This is a genomic window from Gordonia sp. ABKF26, assembly GCF_041103195.1.
GTDB classification, from domain to species: domain Bacteria; phylum Actinomycetota; class Actinomycetes; order Mycobacteriales; family Mycobacteriaceae; genus Gordonia; species Gordonia terrae.
This window is the reverse complement of the sequence record NZ_JBGCVZ010000005.1, coordinates 15,859-36,766: the sequence shown is the minus strand read 5'-3', so window position 1 is coordinate 36,766 and position 20,908 is coordinate 15,859. Positions and strand designations below refer to the sequence as shown.

Genomic DNA, 20,908 nt, shown 5'->3' with positions numbered 1-20,908 from the left:
GTACAGATCTCATCTATGAACCGCCCCCTTCAGGATGCGGCACCGAGCCAACTGTCGCGTCACAATCCATCCCGATCGCATTCAGCCACACGGAGGCACATCGACCATGCGCAGAAACACTTCTCACGGCGCCGCCACCACGCCGGCCTCTTCGGCCAGATCTCTGATCGCCATCGCGCTGCTGTACAACGTCGCGCGCCTAGCACTCGCTGCTGCGCTAACTGGACTAATTCTGTTGGTCGCCTACCTGATTGACGTGGACGTCCCGTTTTTCGTAGCCGTCGTGCTCGCCGTGATTCTCAGTAGTCCAGTCTCGATGATCGTCCTCAAACCCCTACGAACTCGTATCAATCACCGGGCCGAAGCAATGGACTCCCGCCGAGCAACCAAGAAGGGACTCGCCAGACCGGACGCGCCATGAGCTGCTACCAGACCAGCAAACATGATCAGCAGGCCGCCTGTCCGACAGGTGCCGGAACATGCAGTGCAGTCTGCCGGATCGGTGAAACCAACGCAGTTCACCCTCAATGACCACAACCACCCGCACACCGATCCTCTCAATCGATCGGACTAGGCATCAACTGTGTGGCCGTCGAACCGATCACTGCGCCCGAGGATTTGGCCCGACCAAGTCCCGCCTCGAGCTCGCGACACCTGAGCGGGACCACTCGTCGTCACACCTCCCGCGCCGATGAGGCGGGTCATCCGACGACGTAGACTCCCCGGGTTCTCAGCCACTGTGCAGGATCGAGTTTGGGTCCATCTTGCTGCCAGACCTCGTAGTGCAGGTGTGGGCCGGTGGAGTAGCCGCGGTTTCCTACCGTTGCGATCTGCTCGCCGGCCAGGACTCGCTGCCCGACGCTCACCAGCGTCTCGTTGATGTGCCCGTACACGCCGATCGTGCCGTCGTCTTGCAGCACTCGTATCCATAGACCGAAACCATCAGCCGGACCGGATTCGATGATCTGCCCGTCGCTGGTCGAGACCACCGGTGTGCCTATCGTGTTGGCGATGTCGAGGCCATAGTGCGTGGTACTCCATCGCGCTCCGTAACTCGAGGTCACGGTGCCGTAGGTCGGTGCCGCCGACCGCGGCCGTTGTGGCACCGGGGGTTCAGGCGGCCGCGCGCGATCTGGCTGTGTCAGTTCTCGCATAGCCGTGGTCAGCTCATCGCGTGACGATGCCCGTGCCGACGTGCGGCTTCGCTGTTCGTCCGCCGATCCGACGATTACAGATCGTGGGGCTGCTGCGGGCTGGACGTCGACGGGCACGCCAGCCTGGGTCAGGGGAGTGACCGTTGGGTCGTGTCGATCGGCGACCGCAGTGGCCGCAGTCCCGCCGGCAGCGCATAGAACCACCGCGGCCATGAGTGATCCACTCAACCCGGCCGCAGCCGCCGACCGAGTTGAGGTACCCGAGACCTCCTCGCCGTCAAGCACCTCGAGAAAGCCTGACTGAGCTTGCTCGCTGGACTGAGGTTCAACGACACACAACGCCCGCTCCCACGGTGCGGTAGGCGCTGCCGATAGATGCCTGCCGAGGTCGAGCGGGCGCTGTGAGCGAGGCGGCCCGAAAGCTCGATGGCCAGGCCCGGCTTGGCGGGGCAAGGCAGTACGCGAGCGCGCAGTGTATGGACGGCCACTGCGTGGTGGGTATGACGGCGACGCCTCGGGCGCCGTCGTCGATCGCGCATGGGGCGAGTAGGAGGGCACTGGGGCGCCCGAGAAGATGGGCCGCGTGAGCCCGGCCGACACCTCGGGTTGGACAGGCATTCGGTGTCGCCCGGCCGCACGCACGGTGGGTGAATGCTGGAGCCCTGCGAGTCCGGGGGTGAGGCTCGCCGATGCGTCGCGCCGGAACGCAGGGATGCCAGCGGAGGGTGGGCTGGGATCAGCTTTGCGATGCCGTGCCAAGGGGAGTCCTTCAGTCCAAGCGTCAGTCCGGATGGAAACAGTTCGATATCGAACGCGCCACAGACAGGTTACTACTATCCCGGTTAGTTTCTCCGCGTTGGCCCCAGGATCACCCCTTGCGCGCTGCGCAGCTCCAGTCGTGCGCCCGGTTGACCAGCAATATCGTCGTGGCCGACTACGGGTTGGCGTCACTGCGTGCACGAGTTCTCGCCTGGGCTGCTGCGTCGGCAACGAAGCGTCCGGCTCGTAACGGGCACCATAGATCGAAGCGACTGGTGGCTTGGCTGACAGCCCCTGTCGCCGACAGCCTGCACTCGACGATTGCCCGCCAGAGGGCGTGACGGTGATCGTGGCATGATCGGCCGCATGCGTGGACTGCTACGAGCGCTCGGGTGGGGTGCGGTCCTCGCCGCTGCTGCCGGTGTTGCTGCCCACTATTCTGGCCTGGTTAGCAATCTCGTGTCCCGGGTGGCGGCGTTCACGCCGGTGCTGATCATCGTCGGTGTCCTCGGTCTGCTGCTGCTGCTCGCCGCGCGCGCCTGGCTTTCCGCGGCAGGAGCTGTGCTCGTCATCGCCGTGGGCGTGACGGCGCAGGTCCCGCTGTATCGGGGGGTCGACGAACAGGTCTCGGACTCGGACTTGACCGTGATGCAGGCCAATATCTATCTCGGGCAGGCTGATCCGGACGCGCTGGTGTCGCGGGTGCGCGACTCAGGCGTTGACGCCCTGACGATAGTCGAGCTGACGCCTGAGGCGGTGGGAGCCCTCGAGCGCGCCGGGTTGCGCCAAGCCTTGCCGTTCGCGTTTCTCCGTCCCCGAGACGGTGGAGGTGGAGCTGGCATCTATGCGCGGGCCCCGCTGACCGACGGGCAACTCCTGCGGGGATTCGAACTGTCGAATCTTCGTGCGCGCTTGCTGCTTCCGAACCGCTCGCCCATCTCGATCTATGCACTGCACCCGTTGCCGCCGTATCCCGAACCGTCGTGGCGCTGGGATGCCGAGCTCCGCGAGTTGCGCTCGATCCTCTTCGCCGACACAGATCCACTGATCATCGGCGCCGATGCGAACTCGACCTACGATCACCGCTCCTTCCGGCAGCTACTGTCGGGACCCTCGAATTCGCCCCAACTGACCGACGCCGCCGAGCATCTCGGATCGGGCGTCGTCGCGACCTATCCCGCCGGCCGGCCCTACCCGTCGCTGCTTGCGCTCGACCGGGTGCTGACACGCAATGGCCCGACACCGACATCGTTCCGGCGGATCGATCTGCCGGGCTCCGATCATCACGGGGTGCTCGCGAGCATCCGGCTCAGCGAAGGATGACGTCCCCGAGCATTCTCGAACCATCGGAACACCTCGGTTTGTGACCGACAGCCTTATGTCAACTCGATTGAGCCTGGCAAGCTACCTCCCCCAACGCTTTCCATATGCCGCCACTGGCTACTTCATGATTCAGCCGGGTGGCGCCGGTGAGGGTGGAGGGGGGTTGCGGTCGCCGGGTTGGGGTATCGGGAAGGTCATCGACGGGCTCGGTGGGTCCGGTGGTGCGAGCCGGCTTTGGGGGTTGGCGCGCACCGCGGCCTCAGCCGCGGCTAGGGGCGCGGAGGCTCTGTCGCGGGCTTGTTGTTCGGTCACCGGTTTGCGGCCGTCGACCGGGATGAGGGTGTTCCACTTCTCGGACTCGAGGTAGCGGGTGGCGAACAGGTACCACTGGCCGACCTCGAGGGGTGTGTCGCCGTTGACGGAAATGTAGACACCGTCTTTGACTCCGCCTTGCTGGTTGACTACCACGCTCTCGGGGACTTCGCCCTTGATCGCTGTTTTGGTGAGCACGCTGTACTGAGTTTCGGGGAGCGGCCCGAGTGCCTTGGTCCCAGCAGCTGATTCGACACGGCCGGTGAAGACGTGTGTGGAGATCGCCATCAGATTACGTAAGTCAGAGGTGTCGGTGATCGAGTCCGCATGGGCGGTCGAGGTGGCCGTGGCCGATTCGAGGGGCGGGATGCCCTCATTGACGGTTTGTTCGCCGCACGCGGCCAGGGTGGCAGCGGCGAGGATGCCGGCGATGCCGAGCGTGAGGGCCGCCGGTCGTGTTGCTCGGTGGTGGGTCATCAGAATCCCCACTTGTTGTGGTACAGGTCGCGGGTGAGGCCGGTGGGTGTGTAGGACGTTTCGCGGGCCCCGTCATTATCTGCCATCAGGTCGTTGGAGCAGGTGTGGAACAGCCCCAGTGCGTGCCCGACCTCAGTCCGAGTTATGTCACTTTCTAGCAAAAGTTCCTGTCCCCCAGCTATTTTAATGTGCCGATAATGTACCTTATGTCAGGTAAACCTGACGGGGGCCTTCTCTAGTGTCTGGTTTTCCTGACATCCCAGGTCTACCCTATCTGCATGGGTTGGATGCACGAGGGCGACACGCACTTGCACGAGGCGGCGTTGGTGGCGGTATTCGAGGACGGGGCCGAGAGCCACGGGTCGACCATGGTTGACGGCGTGGACCACGAGATCGTCGAGTGGAGCCGGCGCCAGGGCGAGGATCGTTTACGGCCGTCAGCCGAGATTGTCGGCTGGCGGTTGCGCTGCGAGTGCGCCCGGCGAACCAGTTCCGAGGTGTCGATCTGGACCGATCCCGTCCAGTGGACGCGAGTCCCCTCCGCGTCCCTAGAGGACATCGCGCGGCATCGCGTGTTCGCCCCCGACACCGACACCGACGCCCACGAGCGGCCTGAGGTCGCGAAGGCCGCCCAAGCGGTGTGGCGGCGTGAGCATCTCGACCCGATCGACGTCGACGACGAGATCCAGGCCGCAGCGGAGGCCCGCAGGGACGCCGACGCGCGACTCGACGCCGCGGTGGCCAAGGCTCGCCGGCTGGGCCGCTCGTGGGCCGATATCGGGGCTGCGGCCGGGATGACACGGCAATCGGCGAACGAGCGATGGAGAGACAGAGCATGACGCGCTTTCGCAGCATCTGGCGTGGGTGGCGTGTGGCCGCGTGGTGAGACTACGGTCGGTGCCGTAGCCAGCCCATTGCGGTGGGTTTGGAAGTGAGCCACAGGATTACTCGCCGGACGACGAGGCCTGTGGCTCGCGGCTTTAGGGGCCGATGGTGTGTATTTCGACACCGGCGCCAAGTATGTCGAGGGACAGGAGCGAGCCCGCGCAGCAGCGGTGCTGTCCAGTTCAGCGGCACAGAACGCACCCACGGTGGGCTATGTGGCAACCGACCGCAGTGCGGGAGGGCGGCAGCGCAGCGCAGCGCAGCGGAGACGCGTTGGCGTAGACATGGTTACCTGCTCTGGTAGTCCTCGGCCCGGTAGACGCTGGGCAGGGTGAGAAGTGAGCTGAATCCGGCGCCGGGGTCGCTGGTGCCGAGGGCGGCCGCAGCGCGGGTTGTCGTGGCGATCAGTACCTCGTCGTCGATCGCCCTGGTGAAGGTGGCGTGATCGCGCATCCGGTTGGTGTCGGCGGTGACATCGAAAGTCAGGAACCGTTCGAAGTTGTCCTGCATGTGGACGACCCGGATCGGTTCAGCTCGGTGGGGTCGCATCCGCGGGGAATCAACGCCGGTGACCCGCCAACCCTGGCCGGCGTCGATCAGGACTGTGAACGGGTGGTTTTCCAGGAATCCCCATTGCGGTGGCCGTCGCCAAAAGCTCTCACCCACTTACCGGGCTCCTCCCCTGTCGTCAATCGGGTATCGCTGCTGATCGCACCGACGATGTCATACGCCGCTGACAGGCTGCTCTCCTAGGTGTTCGGGCAAGGTTCTGTACACGTCGCGACTGTCCTTGAGACAGTGAGGGTGTGAGCCCGTCAACTCGTCCTGGCCGTGCATGGTTAGAAGAACGTGCCGAGCGTCTGATTGAGATGGTCAACGACCGTGGTATGACTATGACCGACCAAGCAGCACAACAGCTTCTAACCGAACGTGTGCAGGCCGTGGCCGAACGCATGCGTGTCGGTGTCCGGCAAGCTCAGACCTACCTGACCGACGAGGCGTTGGCCGGTGTGGTCGACAGCATGGTCGAAACCCTTGCCGATGAAGCACCCGGGGCCGACCTCGCCACCGAACCCAGAACCACCGCGCTCACCGTCGGCACCCTTGGGCGGCTGATCGCGGGGCTGGCCGAGGTCGCCCTGCTCTACACCGATCCCACCACCGCCCTGCCGGCCAACGACCGGACGCGACGCACCCACGAGGTGCTGACTCTGCTCTCAGTGACCGGACTCATCCAGGCCGACACCTCAGGTAGTGGACCAGTGCCAGCCCCACCGGCCCTGTTGACCCGTATCGCTCGAATCCTGACCACCGCAGCCGAGCACACCGACAACACCGACCTGGCCGCAGCGCTGCGCCGCGATGCCATGCGCGCCTCCGGCTAGAACTGAACAGATACGAGTGAAGCCCCGAACCGTGCGGTTCGGGGCTTCACTCGTGTATGTTCTGCTGTCTCCGGGTGAGGCCGAGGCCAACATGTACCCAAAGCTAGTGCTACACATTGTAGGTGTTTCATGCTGTCGCCGCAATGACGCCCGACGAGGTTGCATCTGTACGTGCAACGATCACCGCTGCTCGGGTGTCGACCTACGACGCTTCTGTGCCCACCGGTCACGAGCACACGCGTCGAGCGTTGGCGTTGTATGTATGGAATGCCGAGATCGCCAGCGAATTCCTCGTCCCGCTGCACCTGTGCGAGGTGGCGATCCGTAATGCGGTGTCGGATGCGGTCAGCGCCCAGTACGGGCCGCGATGGCCGTGGGTGGATGGGTTCGTGAAGTCGCTTCCTGATCCGAAGAAGGGGTACAACCCGCGGCGAGACGTGATGACTGTCCGCCACAAGGTCGCCACCACTGGCAAGGTGATTCCTGAGGTCAAGTTCGTGTTCTGGCAGAAGATGTTCACCAGCCGATACGACAATGCGGTGTGGGACCACCAACTGAAGTATGTGCTGCCGGGCGCACAGAAGGGCGCCTCAGTACCCGAACTGCGGGCGCGCGTGTACGCCGATCTTGACCGCATTCGCCTTCTGCGCAACCGGATTGCCCACCACGAGCCCATCATCGCTCGCGACCTGCGGGCCGACCTCGATGCTATTGCCGATCTGGTCGCTCTCCGATGCCCCGACACAGCGAAGCTGCTGTCGACTGTGGAGCGGGTGTCGAAACTGCTTCCGCAACGACCACAGTAGGTGCGGCGATTACAGCTGCTCGACGCCCCGCGCCCCCGCTTCTTCGGCGTAGGCCTGGGCTTGGTCGAGTTCATCGGCGGTGTAGGTGCGGATTCCGGCGGGCCGGCCAGGTGGCCGCACGATGAGTGTTAGGCAGGCCAGCTCGACGCGGCCGCGTTTGGGTGCGACACGATTGGTGGGGCCGACCCCGTCGTTGTTCTCAGTCATTGCGGCGCTTCGTCCTCTCGCGGTTGCAGCGCCTCGGGCGGCACCCACATGGTGATGGTGGCCGAGGAAACGTGGTTGGCGCTCTCAACCGGCATCTGACATATCCCGCGCCACAGGCCGTTTGACATTCTCAGCCAGGCGACGAGCAGCGCGGGCATGGTCGGTTCGATCCGCGCGCCGGATGCACGAACTCGCAGTGACACTCCCCCACCGGCCGTTAATGGACGTCCGCATAAGGGGTCCGCGATCGCCATGTCGATCAGCACGGGCCTCGGCGGGTCGAACACGCGCAGTGTTCGGGTGTCGGGCCAGTGGTCGAACATGCACAGATTCTAGCCCGGGTGTCGAATGCATGTTCGACCACTGGGGTAGACTGTTCGAGTGGGCGGGGGTGTTCCTGGAACGGGAAGTCTGGGACCGCACGCACCCCCGCCTCACTCCCCCAGCTGCTTCACGGGTGGGCCTTTTCAGTCGCGATAGCTGCGGTAGCGCTGTGGGTGCTACTGGCGGTTCCGCTTGCGTTCCTCGACTGCCATTTGAGAGAGGCTTTTGGTGATCCCTTTGGGGATTCCAGCAAATGGCTCTCCCCCGTTGTGCTCGTTCTCGAGTTGGCGGACTCTGTCGAGGATGGTTTCGGCAAGGAAGTCGGTGAAGCTGCCTGCGGAGGTACGGAGGTAGCCGAACTGGTAGGCGGCTCGGATTCGGGCTGCTTCGTCTTCGTCGACGTAAGGACCGACACGGACTCGGCGGCCGCCGGCGACGGGGGCCTTCTTCTCTGCCGCGGGCGGAGTCGGAGTCGAACGTGCGCGGTCTGCCGGCTGGGTCTGTGTGTTCGTAGCCGGTTTCGGGGTCTGCTCCACGGTCGGCGGAGCGGGCTCTTGGGTCTGGATGGGCGACTGTTGGGCCAGGGCACTCTTGCGACGTTCTGGGCGGCTCATGCGGTGACCGCCTGCGCCGGGGTTTCGGCGACGATATGCCGATAGATGTCGCGGTAAAAGGCGTGGAGGTTGCGGGCTTTCGATGTGCCCCAGTCGGTGAGGCTAACCGATGCTTCGGAGGCGTCGCGGATGACGACAGCCTTCGGGATGGGAGTTCCGAGGATGTCGACAGCTGCGCGGATCTCGGCGAGTTGTTCGCGCGCGCCGATGGTGTCTGCCTCGATCTTGTTCACGACGGTGCCGCTGTGGATGAGCGCCGGGTTGTAGCTCTCGGCTACCAGGGTGATGTTCTTGCGCAGCTTCGCTAGACCGTTGACGCTGAACAGCGCAGCCTCAGTGATGATGACGGCCCTGTCGGCGGCAGTGAGAGCATTGATCGTGAGTTGGTCCAGTGCTGGCGGGCAGTCGATAAGGATGAGGTCGTAGTCGTCGCGGACTGCGTCGCATTCGGCTTTAAGTCGCCGTTCGCGGCCGGCACCGGCGACGACGAGCTGGTCCCGGACGGCGCTGAGGACGTCGTTGTCGGGCACGGTGGGCGCGAGAGTGACGTTGGGAAAAACGGTGTCGACGACAACGTCGGCGAGGGTGTCAGAGGTACTCGCGGCGATCGCGTCGGCGATGCCGACAGAATCGTGCTCAACACTCCCCTCTGCGGCCAGGATGCTGGTCAGATTGCCTTGAGGATCGAGGTCGATGGCCAGGACGCGGGCACCGTCTTTGGCCGCGGCGTCAGCCAAGTTGAACAGAGTGGTCGTCTTCCCCACCCCGCCTTTCTGATTGCAAATCGCGCATACCAAAGCCATAACCTGGTCCTTTCATCCAAACGTGTGCGATGAGTGCAATAGCTCTATGGCCGCTGTCGCATCTACTGGGACGTTCGCTCTATGGAAACGACGGTACCGATGGTAGTCACGGCTGCGGTAGAGCTACTGGGTGTCAGCCTACCAGTAGCGCTACAGCTGCGATAGTACGACACTCTCGATAGTTGCGATAAGCGCGATATTTTCAGTAGCTGCCGCGGCTGCGGTAGTTGTTATAGATGCAGTACGTGCGATAGGTGCAGTGGGTTCGATAGCCTCAGTGAGTGCAGTAATACCCATAGCTCTACAGCCGCTTCCGACCGTAGACTGGCGCGTAACCGCGCATCGTTCGACATAGGCTGCCCGGATGGGTGAGGCAACGAGCCGAATCCATTATCAACGTCAATGAGAAGGATCATCTAGCGGTCACGTGCCCCGCTCGGCCCCTGTGACGGTCCACGATCAATGCGGCCTGGGTGGTAGCGCAATGGTCTCTGCGCCGCGACAGAGGCGAAGAGGCTGCCCTGGGCGCGGCCAGCCACGTCAGTGTGCGTCAGACGGTCCCGTAGGACCCTCAATCCGGTCCTCATGCGGGCCCGCTCACCTGGCCCTTCTGCGTGGTAGGTCTTACGTTCGCCCACGATCCGCGCCCGAAGTTCTTTCGCCCGCTCGAAGGCACCGCTGGCCGTAGCCGCCGAGTCGACGGCTGCTTGCTCTGCCTGTTCGGGGGTTACTGACCAGCGGGTTCCCTTTCCTGTTCCCGTCCGTGTGACCAACCCGAACGAACCGAGGGTGGCGAGGAGACCAAGCAGTCCCCAGCCAGTCCCACCAGTGCGGAGGGGGAGGAGGGCAGCAGCCGTGGAGGTGGGGATCGCAGTCTTCTGGGCGCAGAGCAGTGCCCACAGGGTGTGGGCGGAGTGACCTAGTTGCCCCCAGAGGGGGTGGAGCCGTAGGGGGTCTGTGACGTCATGGTCACCATCTCCCCGGTAAAACTCATCTGGCACCCGCAGTGAGTACAAGGCAGCCTCGTTGGCTGGCCCATCGCGCCAATCTCGCGTCCGAACAAGCAGGCCACGCTCCTGGAGGCGTTGGAGGTGGACGAACGCGCGGCTGTCGCATACCGACATCCAGGTTGCGAGGCAGCGTTTGGCGATCGGACGATCGACGAGGCCGTGGCCATCGGTGAACCTGTGGGTGATGACCGCAACCGCGGCCGCGACCAACTCGGGTTCATCCCAAGTGGCGACCTCGGCGAGTGCGTCGTCGACGAGGGACTGGTCGGCGGGGTCCAGCGGCGGCCGGTGGCTGCTAGCGCGCTCGGCGATGCTTTGCCAGTGCGCGGCACAGGCTGAGCGGGCGCGCCGGCGGTCACCATCACGGTCGCGGAACTTCGCGAAGGCAGGGCAGTGCGCATAGAACCAGCGGACCGCAGCAAATGAGCGCAGACCGACGTCCCACAGCACCCACGCCGCGGCCGTCGCCGCAGCGGAGCGGTCCTCGCCTCCGGTGTCGTTGAGGATGCGCCACTGTTGGGCGGTGATAGGTGTGCGCCGCCGCCAGGCTCGTGGAGCCTGCCATTGCAATTCGCCCGGACCGTCGGTGTCAGGGGCGAGTTCGTGCATCTGCGCGGCCGCGGACAGCGCGACCATAGGCCCCGGGGTGGGGGAGTGGGGGGTGAGGTCGTCGGTGATCGCGGCGCGGACCCGGTCGCCGGCATGGGAGACGACGGCGCCGATGCGCACCCGCTTGACCTGACCGTCGCGGCGGTGGACCTCTACCTCGAGTCCGGGGCGGTACACCTCGGCGTCGAGCTGCACGCACCACCCGTCGTCATGGCGGGTGAACGTCGCTTGCACCGGTCCTGGTTCATCACTGCCGAGGGCTGAGCGCAGGCGTTTGGCCGTTTCCACTGCCGTGATGGCTCTGAGGTCATCGTTGACGGGTGTGCAGTGGCGGCCGCCGGGTTTCAGCGATGCGCTGCCCGGCAGACGCAGGAGATGTCCTGGGCTCAGCACGTCGATGCGGCGAGCCGACAAGTTGAGGTGACGGCGCAGATCAGCAAGAAACTCGCGTATCCCCAGATCAGACGAAGGGGAGTCGCATTTAAGGATCACGTGCAGCGAGTCCGGGCTACCGGAGCGGGCGAGGTAGGCAGCGGTCGCGGAGTAGTCGCCGAGCACATCGCGCAGGCGTGGCCACACCTGCTCAGCGCAGCGGTCGAGGTCGATGACCAGCAGATCACTGCGGATCGGGGCCACAACTGCCCAGATGGCCTTGCCACCGCCGGCGCGCTCGGCCTCGGTGATTAGCTCAATCGGGCTACCGCTGCGCTCCCGGCGAGCCTTGTTCGCCGTAGCAGTGCCGGCCAGCGCGAAGCTCTCACCACCGGGCGCAGGCAGCAGCCGGTACACCTCGGACCACCGCGACTCAGTAACCGAGTCGTGATCCGACACGCGTTCATCAGAACTAGCGCGAGCAAAAGGGTGCGCGCTATCCTGAGACCAGTCCGACACAGACTGTCCCTCCGGGGATCAGGGAGCGAGATTGCCGCCTCGCCCCTCAAACTTCACGAACGCCCTCGGTTGCCGCCGGGGGCGTTCGTCATTTCAGCTATGCGCTGTCGCGCAGCTTCAGTACCTCCTGACGCATCGGCACGACCGTCGAGGGCAACCGATCTCGGTTGTCCTCAGCGATCAGCAGGCAGACGTAGTCCGTCAGCGTCAGACCACGGGATAGTGCGGCGGCTACTGCCGTCTCTTTGACCTGCGCGAGGACCTTAAGGTTCATCGGCGCAAGATCCGCTCCGGTTGGGTCCTTTCGGGGGCGTCCTGCCATGCCTGCCATTCTGGCTACACAAAACCCCCGGACGGAGGCGACACGCCGTTAACGTAGGGGCCAATTCTGTAGGCTGCACTTACATACACACTAACGTACGAGGATGGGGATGACGTCTTTCAACGGGGTTGTGCACATTGACACAGACTGCGGTGTTGATGACGCGCTCGCGCTAGCGGTACTAGGCCAGGAAATCAACGTCGCAAGCGTCTCTACCACCTGGGGGAACTGCTCGGCTCTACAAGCAGCAGCGAACGCCAGGTACATCCTTCAAAGAACGAAAGCAGCCCAAACTGAGGTAACCCCCGCGTACAACGACCCGCCGGCATCCTGGTCGCCCTCTGATGTTCACGGGCCGGACGGGATGGGAGGTGTCTTCCACCTGTCACCGGCTGAGAGGTTGCGGAGTAGCGACACAGCGGTCAGTACGATCGTTCGCTTCGCCGAGCGAGCAGGCAAGGGTGGACGGTTGCTTGCGATTGCTCCACTGACGAACGTCGCGGCCGCGTACCGCGCGGCGCCCGAGGCATTGCGGTCGCTAGACCGAATAGTCGTGATGGCGGGCCAGGGGCTCACGCCTCGGTCGGCATGGCTCGACGAGACCGGCGATACCAACACCCGGCATGATCCTTCGGCGACTGCGGAGATCGCGGCCAGTGCGCTGCCGATCACATGGGTCGGCATCGACGTGACCAGACATGTTCTGTTGAGCGCGGATGTGTTCGGCGAGTCAGAATTTGGCAAAACTATGCGTGCGGTGAGCGAAGGCTACGGCGCCAGCCGGGCAGCTTCTTACGGCTATGCCGCCAGTGGCCCGGGATGGCGGGTGCCGGCCCATGACACGGTGGCGGCAATGGTTTTGCTGGGCGAGGGCGGCGCAACAACCTCTGACGCACGGGCGGTGGTAGACCGCTCCTCAGGAACTCCGGTGCTGAGAGGTCGGACTTCTCGGCCGTCAGACACCACACACAAGTTCGTGACGGCCCCACCTGATCACCTCGCTGTGCACGCTCTACTCCGGAAGGCGTTCGCGCAGTGAAGATTCGTGACCGGATGCTGATTCGCCTCATTGTCCGCGGAGCCGTACGTCGACGTGCTCGGACTATTGAGGATCTGAGCGCCTACTGCGCAGCAAGAACCGGCAAGGAGATACAGCTGACCCCATTGCGGGGGCTCACATCTGTCTCCGGCGTCGTCGCGAGAGACGACGACAACAACCGAGCTGACATCTTCTATGCCGACTCAGACGGCGAGTGGCGGAGACGCATTACGATCACGCACGAACTTGCGCATCTGTTCCTCGACCACACCTGTGCGCACTCGGACGCGCCAGATGTCCGCGACATCCTCGCAATGATCACGAGAGTGCCGCGCGCGGCGGTAATCCGGGCCTTGGAGAACGCATCGTTTGAGCAGCGACCTTTATCCGAACGCGCTCATGGACTGGCAGACTCTCACTTCGACAACCCTGACGAACGTGCCGCCGAGACCCTAGCCAGCAAGCTCCTGGTACTGACCCTCGTCTCAGATGCGGACTTCAACTCCTTAAGCACCTACCAGAGCTTGGTGTCGGACTCTTCGGTCGTGACGACCTTCTTGGGACCTCGATGAGAAATACCATCCCACTGTGGTTAGACATCTTCATTGTCGTAGCCGCGTTCGCGATTGTTGCTGCGCGAGCAATGCTGATGCGGTCAGCTTCGGCGCGCTGGTTCACAGTGCTGGTCGCCTGCTTCGCGGTAGCCGATCTGATCAAGATGGGCGTGGTCAATGACGCACTGGTGTCCCTGACCGACGCGCGTGCGGTTCGCGTAGCGGCACAGATCTTCACCATCGCCGCGGCCCTGGTGGCCGCGGCGGCCGTCCGGGACGCGCGCACAGCATGGGCAGGCCGTTCGGTCCGACGTACTAGACGAATCATCTTGCGCGCATTTGCCGTATGGCTGGCCACGTCGGCTGTGCTGATCGTCCTTGACGCAGCAGCGGGTGATCGCGAGCTGCCAATCGAGGCAGCAAGCCCAGGGTGGTCGATTGCCTATTTCGTCGTGTACGCCGGGGCCATCGTGCTTGGCGACGGGTACGCGCTCGCGCACGTGATACTGGCGTTGCGGTCCCACGATCGCAACGAACGGCCCCCGGCCGCGATTATCGCGACGGGAATAGGGATCTTCGTGACCACGGGACTGAACTCCCTGAGCCTGTTGTGGTACGCCGTTGCTCACGCGACGGGGACAATCGGTACCGCTGAGCGTTTGCAACGGGACAGCAATGGCAACGTGTTTGCCTACTTCACACTCGGTATGACGGCGATCGCGCTGGCCGGTTTGGTGAACTGGTCGGCGCGACAACGGCCTACCGATTCCGATCTCGCCTCAGCGATACGAGGGCTGCCGATCCTCTGGCAGCATCTGGTCGAGCGAGTTCCTTCCGTGCGGTTAGACCCAGCTGTTCCGCTCGATCGCGATGAGGCGACGGTCCGGATGATCACCGAGTGCATCGACGCTCTCGTGTTCCTCCACGGCAAAGGCGACGACCCGGACCAGAACGACGTAGCCACAACGCCGGCGGAAGTGCTTCGACTCGCGCGGCAGGTAGACCCTATGACGGATCGTCAGACGGATGTGCCCGCCCGCGAAGTTTCAGGTTTTCCGGCCCGCTCTTAACAAGGGCCTCCAGCAAGAGCATTTCTGAGTCCATGGTGGGGTCAGCCCCGCGGAACCACTCCTGCGGCAGTTCAAGATGCTCGGCAAAACGCGCGATAGCTTCCTCGGGAAGGTCGCCGCCGTCCAGGGAGCTATCACTAGCCCCGGTCAGCTCGCGCACCTCCACGGGCGACAGTCGGAACACGCTCATCGCGCACTTCACGCGGTCAGCTGGCGTCATCATCGTCCGGGTCCCCACTCTCTTCTTGTGCATCGCGGGTTCGCTCCTCTGAACGAGTAGAGGGTATCAACCGTGAATAGAGCTCTCTACGCTCTACGTTCGCGGCAGTTCGTGCCGGCGTCTCATCGTCAGGGGGCTGTGCCATAAAGGCCTCCACGGCTTGCGCCACTCTCGCTGCCGGTACTCCTTCGCCGGAGTTCGAGGACAACATGGCGGAAACCACTCTGCCTACCAACGGCGACAGCGCGGAACGCAGTTCTGCAACGGCGGAGGTCAATGGACCGCCGTTCCGCTCGTAGTGAGCTGCGGCCGCAGCTATAGAGTTCGCGGCCTCTACAAGTGCGGTCAGCGTCCCGACGGCCACCTGAAGGTCTCCCCGGGCAACCGATGCCCTGCGTCCGGCGTCATCCCCAAGTTCATCAGCAAGAGGTTCCCCACCTGCGTAAACACTTCGGGCGCTACCCTCTGGCCAGCGCAAGATGTGGTCAAGCTTCTTGAATGTAGGCGCCCGCAGGGGTGGCGTGTGACCGCTCTCGATACGCACCATTGTCGGCTCTGACGGGCCGCCCCCCGCGACCACTGCGGCGAGGCTTAGCCCCAGGTCTTTTCGCCGACGGTGTATGACGTCGGCGAAATACTGAGGGTCAGACACGACGAGGGCTACCGATCGTATGGACGCGCTTACATATGCGCGTTATATTAGTGCCGTGGATGCGCCTACTCCCTCTCATGATGGTTCCAGGGTAAGTCTGCGGCGGCCGTGCACTCACGTATGGCGCGGTTTCCAGCCCTATTCAAGACCATCACACAGAAGAGGCTTGGTGTGACCCGCGACCGGGGCGAGGCCCAGATTTGCCGTCTAACCTCGCCCCGGTCTCGAGCGCCTTTTGGATACCCAGCTCGGTTGCCGTAGGAGCGGCAGCGAGCTTGGCGTTCATAGTCTACCGCCGCTGTTGACTGTTGAATGTCGGGTTCGTCGTTCCTGCTGCTGCCGTTCGGACAGCGAGGATGCGACGTGACACATGTTGTGAGCAGTACCCAGGGTCGGCGCGAGGCCGACTCCCTGATTCCCGGGGTACAACTTCTGGGCCGGGCATCGTTCGAGTGCGCCGCCCGGCACCCAGGAATGGTGTGCGTCATCGGCTCGGAGCCCAGTCCCGACGCGCTGCTCGGTTCGGAATCCCGTTGTGCGGTGGGACATTTGCTGGTGCCCACTGGGTCGGAGGATGAGCTGAGTGCGTGGCGTCGGGCGTGGCGGGCGTCTCGTCCTGTTTCTTGCGGCGGTGTGTGGTGACGCGGCGCGCGAGCGCGGCGTCAATCGCGCTGGCGGTGATCGTGCCGGTACTTCTGACGGCAGCGCCGTTGGGCGGCGCCGGGACGGCGGCTGCCCGGGTCGACTGCAAGGACGTATTCGTGCTTGCGGTGCCGGGTACGTGGGAGACCAACGCCAAGGCACGCCGCGATGTGGTTCCGGGAATGCTGTCGAAGGTCACCAACCCGGTGCGGGCGGCGGTGGAGCGGGGGACGCCCATCGTTGGTCCTACGGCCGCACCGGTGCAGATCGGGCAGGAGCCGAACGGCGCGCCGTCGAGTGGCGGTGCGGTGAGTTCACTGGTGGGCGGTCTGCTGGACACGGCAGGGCAGATGTCCTCGCAGTCGAGCCCGACTCTTCCTGACGGGCAGCAGCTTCCGGGAACGACGCTGCCGACGACTGGTGCGTTGCCTACTCTGCAGCCGGCATCGAATGGCGCTTCGGTCAAACCCCGTATTCAGTTGGTCGACGACACCCCGACCACCTCAGCCCCCGCCCCGGATGATGAGGACAGCGATTCTCTAGCCCCGTCGGGCACTGCGAGCATCGACGGCGGCGCGATCGGCAAGAGCGTTGGCTTTGAGCAGATCCCGTATGTGGCACAGGTGGGCGGCCCGATCGCTGGTGTGGTGAAGAACGACCCGCTGACGTTGGGACAGTCACGGGCTAACGGGACCGCCGCCCTCAAAGCACGCTTGACCGAACTGAGTAAAGCCTGCCCGTCGGCGAAATTCGCTGGTCTGGGCTACTCGCAGGGATCGTTGGTGCTCGGGGACGTGTTCTCGGACATTGGCAATGACCGTGGGCCTGTCGAAGCTGATCGCATTCTCGCTGGCGGGTTGCTCTCGGACCCGGCGCGGACGCCGACCACGGCGAACCTGGACTCAGAGGCCCCGGCGCCGACACCACAGGTGTTGCCGGGGTCGGAGACCTTTGTCGGGCCGAACGTTGCCGGCCAGGGCGCTGTGGGCGCTCGCCCGGACGGATTCGGCACGCTGGCCGACCGGGTGACGTCGTTCTGCGCCGAGGGCGATGCGATCTGCGCCCTGACCGGTAAGAGCAAAGCGATTCAGGCGGTGGTCCCGCTGCTCAATCTGCGCAGCCAGGACATCGGACCGTATGTATCGGGTCGGGCGAAGACGCTGCTGACCAACGTTGCCTCGGCCAACCCCGAGGACATCAACCGAGCGGTGGTGTCGGTGATCAACGCCGCCACACAGATCGGTGTGGCGGGCGCGACCAACCCCTATGCGATCCCGCTGGAACTGGCGCGGGTGGTGTTCGCCTCGTCGATGCTCGACGACATCGGCCGCGTCGTGAAGATGCCCGAGTACGACGCCTTCCTGTCTCTGGTCAAGCCGGATGAGCTGGCGACACAGGTGGTTCAGGTGGCCAGCTACAGCCTTCTTGGTGTGCATCAGGCGTATGACCGCCGGCCGGTCAACGCCCAGGGCGACACCGCCACCGTCTTCTTGGCCAAGTGGCTACTCGGCCGGATCGAGGCGTCATGAGCTGACGACGCGCAGCGGCGACTGCGCCCGGCGGACGGCGATGTATGGGAGTGCATCACCGACCAGCACAGGGCGCGGCCACCGACGTCACTGCCTGACTCGAACCGAGCCAGGCGCAGGTTAGTCCATCAGCTGGGGAGTGAACATGAACAAGGCGACGATCGCCACGGTACTGGGAGCGGTGTTCCTGGTGCCTGTGCTGATCGTCGTCTTTTTCGTTGCCGCCAGCTACAACGCCCCCACCGAGGAAGACTCCTCGGGCGGATACTCCCAAGCCGGGTTGAAGACCGGGACGGTGCCGCCTGAGTTCGAACCGTGGGTGATCAAGGCGGGCAAGCGATGCCCGGAAATCTCCGCCCCGGTGATCGCCGCGCAGATCGAAGTGGAGTCCGGGTGGGACCCGGAGGCCGTCAGCCCGGCGGGCGCACAGGGACTCTCACAGTTCATGCCCTACACGTGGCCGTCGTATGCCGTTGATGCCAACGGCAACGGCACCGCCTCACCGTTCGATCCTCCGGACGCGATCATGGCCCAAGCCAAATTCGATTGCGACACCGTCGCGCAGGCGAAAAAGGACCTGGCCTCGGGCCGGATCAAGGGCGATCTGCTCGACATCGTGCTCAACGCCTACAACTGCGGCTACGGCTGCGTGCTGGCCAACGGCGGACCGAACATCACCAACGGCGAGACCGAAGGCTACGCCCCCGCGGTCAAGCAACGAATCCCGAAGTACGCCTCGATCAATCAATCAGCGACCGGGCGCGGCGGCAAGCTCGCGGGCCCGACGAACCGCCGGATCATCCAGGCCGCATTGCGGTGGCTGGGTACCCCCTACGCCTGGGGCGGGGGCAATCAAAACGGGCCGACCAACGGCATCAGTGATGGCGGCGGCGCCGCCGATGCCCACGGCGACTCGGGCAAAGTCGGTTTCGACTGCTCCGGACTCACGCTCTATGCGGTGGCCCAGGCCACCAACATGAAAATCGTGCTCCCGCACTTCACCGGCGACACCGGCAATCCCGGGCAGCTCTATGACCCTCGGGGCAAAGAGATTCCGGTCGCCGAGAAGCGGCCCGGGGATCTCATCTACTTCGGCTCGGGGGGCAACACCCATCACGTCGGAATCTATTACGGCAATCAGAACGGGCAAGACATGTTGCTCAACGCCCCCCAGTCGGGGGATGTCGTCCGAATTCAGCCCCTGTCGGGGTGGAGTGGAGAGGAGTGGTATGTCCGCCGTTTCGGATAGCACCATCCATCGTCGGTGCGCGGCCGCGAGTCTGTTGGCGGTCGTCACCGCGGCCGGCCTCGCGGCGTGTTCGACGCCTGACCGGGTGGAGCCACAGGGGCCGTCGTCGGTAGCTTCGCAGCCGTTCAGCACGCCCCCGACGGTGTCGTGGCCGTTTGCACCGCCGACGAGCCCGACACATGCGAACGCACCCACACAGCTCCCTCCGGGAGTCAGTGTTGACCGGTCGAGCGCCGATTCGGTGGCTCTGGCCGCAACCCGCATCTGGTACGGGTGGGACACCACCCGCGACCGCAGCCCCTATGACGCGGCGTTACGGGCAGCACCGCTGATGGCCGATGAATGCCGGACCCGGCTCACGGCGACACCGCCGACGGGCTCACCCGGCAACTACTGGACACAGCTGGCGTTGGTGCATGCCAAAGCGCAGTTGGGTCCAGGCGATGTGCGGTTCGGGTTCGAGGACCGCCCGCCGGACACCGCCGCCCGTGCGCTGCGCATTGTGACTGTGACGCAGCGTTTTCGCGCAGATCGCCCGGTGACACCGCGCCGTTATGTGGTGACAGTGCAACTGACGGCCCGGGCGGGTCAGTGGTCACTAGGCAACCCCGATACCGACCAGTGCGGGGTGAGGCCGCGATGACCGCAACCATTCCGCGTCGCCCGCGTATCGGCGCGGTGGCTGGGGGAGTGGCGACCTCGATCGTCGCTGCACTGATCGGTGGCGAGGACCTGGGCGTGGTCGCGCCCGGCGACGACGTCGATGTGCTGGTGTGCCGATCGGTAAGCCATCAGCTGAGCTTGGCCACCCGCATCGCCGCTGCCGCCCCAGTGGCCCCGGTGGTCGTGATCAGCGCTGACAGCCCCAATCGCGCACCGCACCAGGTCCGTGAGCGTGCCCGCATGCTCGAGCCCAATGTGCCCGCGGTGGTGTGGCTGGACTGGATTGAACAGGCCCGGTCGATGAGCAGCCCGCCCGCGGATCTGCGGGCCGCGGCGATCAGCGATGACCCGGAAGCGTGGTCGATGCGCCTGCGCGCGTTCCGTCACGCCCTGATCGCTGCCGTCACCGATGTGCTGTCGTCGGCGCCGGTGTCCGCCGACCACGACACCCCTCACACTTCCTCGCCGGACGAGGAACACCCGCGGCTTCGCCGCACCTCCTAAAACCCCTCTGTTGGAAGGAAGTACGCCCCATGTCCACTGCCCTAGCCGTATGGGATCACCTGACCGTCATCGCCGCCTCGCACCCGGGAGGCAGCAGCGGCACCGGCCAGCACCTGATCCTCGCCGCCCCTGGCGACGGGGATCAGCAGCTGTTCCCCGATCCGCCGCCGCAGCAGCTGCCCGAGGATGCCCAGAACGGCGTCAACATGTTCATCGGCTACCTGAAAACGATCATCTACTCGGCTGCGGTGATCGCGATGTTGTTCGTGGCCGTCGGCATGATCCTGGGTATGCGGGGCCGGTCGAACTTCGCCAAAGATGCGGTGACACACCTGCCTTGGCTGTTCGGCGGCGTGATCGGAGCCGGGGCGTGCGTCGGAATTCTGGACGCCTTCGCATGAGTGCGACCCGCCGCGTGCGTGGGGTTGCGGTGGCGCTGGCGGGCGCATGGATCGCTGTGCTCGTGCTGTTCGCCACCGGCGGGTCAGCGGGTGCGGTGCCCCCACCCACCCCGGGAGAGTCGTCGGTGCCGGCCACCTCGGACCCGGCCGCGCCGCCGGCTCCCGAGGAGTCGGCTGGCGTGGAGGGTGAAATCAAGATGGGCACCCCGAAACAGGGCGAGATCCACTGGGAGCAGTTCGGCGGCGACCGCACAGAAGCGCCCAGGGACTTGCAGTCGTTCTCCGACACCATGATCGGCTACGCGCTGACCGGTTTCGGTATCGCCGCGGTCGTAGGGGGACTGGTGGGCTTCGCCGCCATGATCGTCGGTTTCCGGGGTCGCTCCCAGGTCGCGAAAATGGCTCTAGAGCAGAGCATCTGGCTGTATCTGTCCGTGTTGATCGTCGGTTCATTCAGCACGATCGGCGGGATTCTCGTCGCAAGTGCGCTGTGACAAGAGGAAA

23 protein-coding genes are annotated in these 20,908 nt (G+C 64.7%); 14 read left to right on the top strand and 9 right to left on the bottom strand.

Annotation, left to right across the window (positions count from 1 at the left end):
- Positions 1–34 precede the first annotated feature (34 nt).
- Entirely contained in the window at positions 35–421 is a 387-nt protein-coding gene (locus AB4Z55_RS26565) for a DUF4229 domain-containing protein (protein WP_084813240.1), read from the top strand.
- A gap of 280 nt (positions 422–701) precedes the next feature.
- Here AB4Z55_RS26565 and AB4Z55_RS26560 read toward each other — a convergent pair whose 3' ends face one another.
- Positions 702–1,439 carry a M23 family metallopeptidase gene (locus AB4Z55_RS26560; protein WP_369521097.1) on the bottom strand — a complete coding sequence of 246 codons (738 nt, stop codon included), beginning with the start codon at positions 1,437–1,439 and terminating at the stop codon, positions 702–704.
- 828 nt (positions 1,440–2,267) lie between these two features.
- Between AB4Z55_RS26560 and AB4Z55_RS26555 the strand changes: the two genes are divergently transcribed.
- Positions 2,268–3,236, top strand: a complete 969-nt coding sequence (locus tag AB4Z55_RS26555) for an endonuclease/exonuclease/phosphatase family protein (protein ID WP_075863810.1) — start codon at positions 2,268–2,270, stop codon at positions 3,234–3,236.
- A gap of 129 nt (positions 3,237–3,365) precedes the next feature.
- Here the strand turns inward: AB4Z55_RS26555 and AB4Z55_RS26550 are convergent, their stop codons facing one another.
- On the bottom strand, positions 3,366–4,025 hold the full coding sequence (locus AB4Z55_RS26550; RefSeq protein ID WP_075863809.1) for a hypothetical protein: 660 nt from the start codon (positions 4,023–4,025) through the stop codon (positions 3,366–3,368).
- A gap of 278 nt (positions 4,026–4,303) precedes the next feature.
- Between AB4Z55_RS26550 and AB4Z55_RS26545 the strand changes: the two genes are divergently transcribed.
- Entirely contained in the window at positions 4,304–4,864 is a 561-nt protein-coding gene (locus tag AB4Z55_RS26545; protein WP_288815069.1) for a hypothetical protein, read from the top strand.
- A gap of 334 nt (positions 4,865–5,198) precedes the next feature.
- Here the strand turns inward: AB4Z55_RS26545 and AB4Z55_RS26540 are convergent, their stop codons facing one another.
- Entirely contained in the window at positions 5,199–5,576 is a 378-nt protein-coding gene (locus AB4Z55_RS26540; protein WP_288815067.1) for a hypothetical protein, read from the bottom strand.
- Between the two features lie 227 nt (positions 5,577–5,803).
- Here AB4Z55_RS26540 and AB4Z55_RS26535 point away from each other — a divergent pair, with 227 nt between their 5' ends.
- Both AB4Z55_RS26535 and AB4Z55_RS26530 read left to right on the top strand, forming a co-directional pair.
- Entirely contained in the window at positions 5,804–6,295 is a 492-nt protein-coding gene (locus tag AB4Z55_RS26535) for a hypothetical protein (protein ID WP_288815066.1), read from the top strand.
- A gap of 143 nt (positions 6,296–6,438) precedes the next feature.
- Entirely contained in the window at positions 6,439–7,101 is a 663-nt protein-coding gene (locus AB4Z55_RS26530) for a hypothetical protein (protein ID WP_338858012.1), read from the top strand.
- Between the two features lie 9 nt (positions 7,102–7,110).
- On the opposite strand, the gene AB4Z55_RS26525 is transcribed toward AB4Z55_RS26530, so the two are convergent.
- The 6 genes from AB4Z55_RS26525 to AB4Z55_RS26500 all read right to left on the bottom strand — a co-directional run bounded on the left by AB4Z55_RS26525 (position 7,111) and on the right by AB4Z55_RS26500 (position 11,881).
- On the bottom strand, positions 7,111–7,308 hold the full coding sequence (locus AB4Z55_RS26525) for a hypothetical protein (protein WP_288815063.1): 198 nt from the start codon (positions 7,306–7,308) through the stop codon (positions 7,111–7,113).
- Positions 7,305–7,631: a hypothetical protein gene (locus AB4Z55_RS26520; RefSeq protein WP_288815061.1), complete on the bottom strand. Its 327-nt coding sequence runs from the start codon at positions 7,629–7,631 to the stop codon at positions 7,305–7,307. Before AB4Z55_RS26520 ends, AB4Z55_RS26525 begins: the two co-directional genes overlap by 4 nt.
- Before the next feature lie 177 nt (positions 7,632–7,808).
- Complete coding sequence (locus tag AB4Z55_RS26515; protein ID WP_353887825.1) at positions 7,809–8,246, bottom strand: hypothetical protein; 438 nt, start codon at positions 8,244–8,246, stop codon at positions 7,809–7,811.
- Entirely contained in the window at positions 8,243–9,049 is an 807-nt protein-coding gene (locus AB4Z55_RS26510) for a ParA family protein (RefSeq protein WP_288815059.1), read from the bottom strand. The genes AB4Z55_RS26515 and AB4Z55_RS26510 overlap by 4 nt, the downstream gene beginning before the upstream one ends.
- Positions 9,050–9,465: 416 nt before the next feature.
- Complete coding sequence (locus AB4Z55_RS26505) at positions 9,466–11,457, bottom strand: hypothetical protein (protein ID WP_288815057.1); 1,992 nt, start codon at positions 11,455–11,457, stop codon at positions 9,466–9,468.
- Between the two features lie 199 nt (positions 11,458–11,656).
- A complete protein-coding gene (locus AB4Z55_RS26500) occupies positions 11,657–11,881 on the bottom strand; it encodes a hypothetical protein (protein WP_369521096.1) in 225 nt (74 codons plus the stop codon).
- Positions 11,882–11,984: 103 nt separating this feature from the next.
- Here AB4Z55_RS26500 and AB4Z55_RS26495 point away from each other — a divergent pair, with 103 nt between their 5' ends.
- The 9 genes from AB4Z55_RS26495 to AB4Z55_RS26455 all read left to right on the top strand — a co-directional run bounded on the left by AB4Z55_RS26495 (position 11,985) and on the right by AB4Z55_RS26455 (position 20,898).
- The gene (locus AB4Z55_RS26495; protein WP_338858011.1) at positions 11,985–12,920 is read left to right on the top strand and encodes a nucleoside hydrolase; all 936 of its coding nucleotides are present in this window, start codon (positions 11,985–11,987) and stop codon (positions 12,918–12,920) included.
- Complete coding sequence (locus AB4Z55_RS26490) at positions 12,917–13,492, top strand: ImmA/IrrE family metallo-endopeptidase (RefSeq protein ID WP_127963991.1); 576 nt, start codon at positions 12,917–12,919, stop codon at positions 13,490–13,492. Before AB4Z55_RS26495 ends, AB4Z55_RS26490 begins: the two co-directional genes overlap by 4 nt.
- A complete protein-coding gene (locus tag AB4Z55_RS26485) occupies positions 13,489–14,544 on the top strand; it encodes a hypothetical protein (protein WP_338858009.1) in 1,056 nt (351 codons plus the stop codon). The genes AB4Z55_RS26490 and AB4Z55_RS26485 overlap by 4 nt, the downstream gene beginning before the upstream one ends.
- Positions 14,545–16,003: 1,459 nt before the next feature.
- Positions 16,004–17,587, top strand: a complete 1,584-nt coding sequence (locus AB4Z55_RS26480; protein WP_338858008.1) for a cutinase family protein — start codon at positions 16,004–16,006, stop codon at positions 17,585–17,587.
- A gap of 145 nt (positions 17,588–17,732) precedes the next feature.
- Positions 17,733–18,836: an NlpC/P60 family protein gene (locus AB4Z55_RS26475; RefSeq protein WP_369521095.1), complete on the top strand. Its 1,104-nt coding sequence runs from the start codon at positions 17,733–17,735 to the stop codon at positions 18,834–18,836.
- Between the two features lie 241 nt (positions 18,837–19,077).
- Positions 19,078–19,479, top strand: a complete 402-nt coding sequence (locus AB4Z55_RS26470) for a hypothetical protein (protein ID WP_338858006.1) — start codon at positions 19,078–19,080, stop codon at positions 19,477–19,479.
- Complete coding sequence (locus AB4Z55_RS26465) at positions 19,476–20,003, top strand: hypothetical protein (protein WP_369521094.1); 528 nt, start codon at positions 19,476–19,478, stop codon at positions 20,001–20,003. Before AB4Z55_RS26470 ends, AB4Z55_RS26465 begins: the two co-directional genes overlap by 4 nt.
- A 29-nt stretch (positions 20,004–20,032) precedes the next feature.
- Positions 20,033–20,404 carry a hypothetical protein gene (locus AB4Z55_RS26460; protein WP_338858004.1) on the top strand — a complete coding sequence of 124 codons (372 nt, stop codon included), beginning with the start codon at positions 20,033–20,035 and terminating at the stop codon, positions 20,402–20,404.
- A 29-nt stretch (positions 20,405–20,433) separates the two neighbouring features.
- A complete protein-coding gene (locus AB4Z55_RS26455) occupies positions 20,434–20,898 on the top strand; it encodes a hypothetical protein (RefSeq protein ID WP_338858003.1) in 465 nt (154 codons plus the stop codon).
- Positions 20,899–20,908 lie beyond the last annotated feature (10 nt).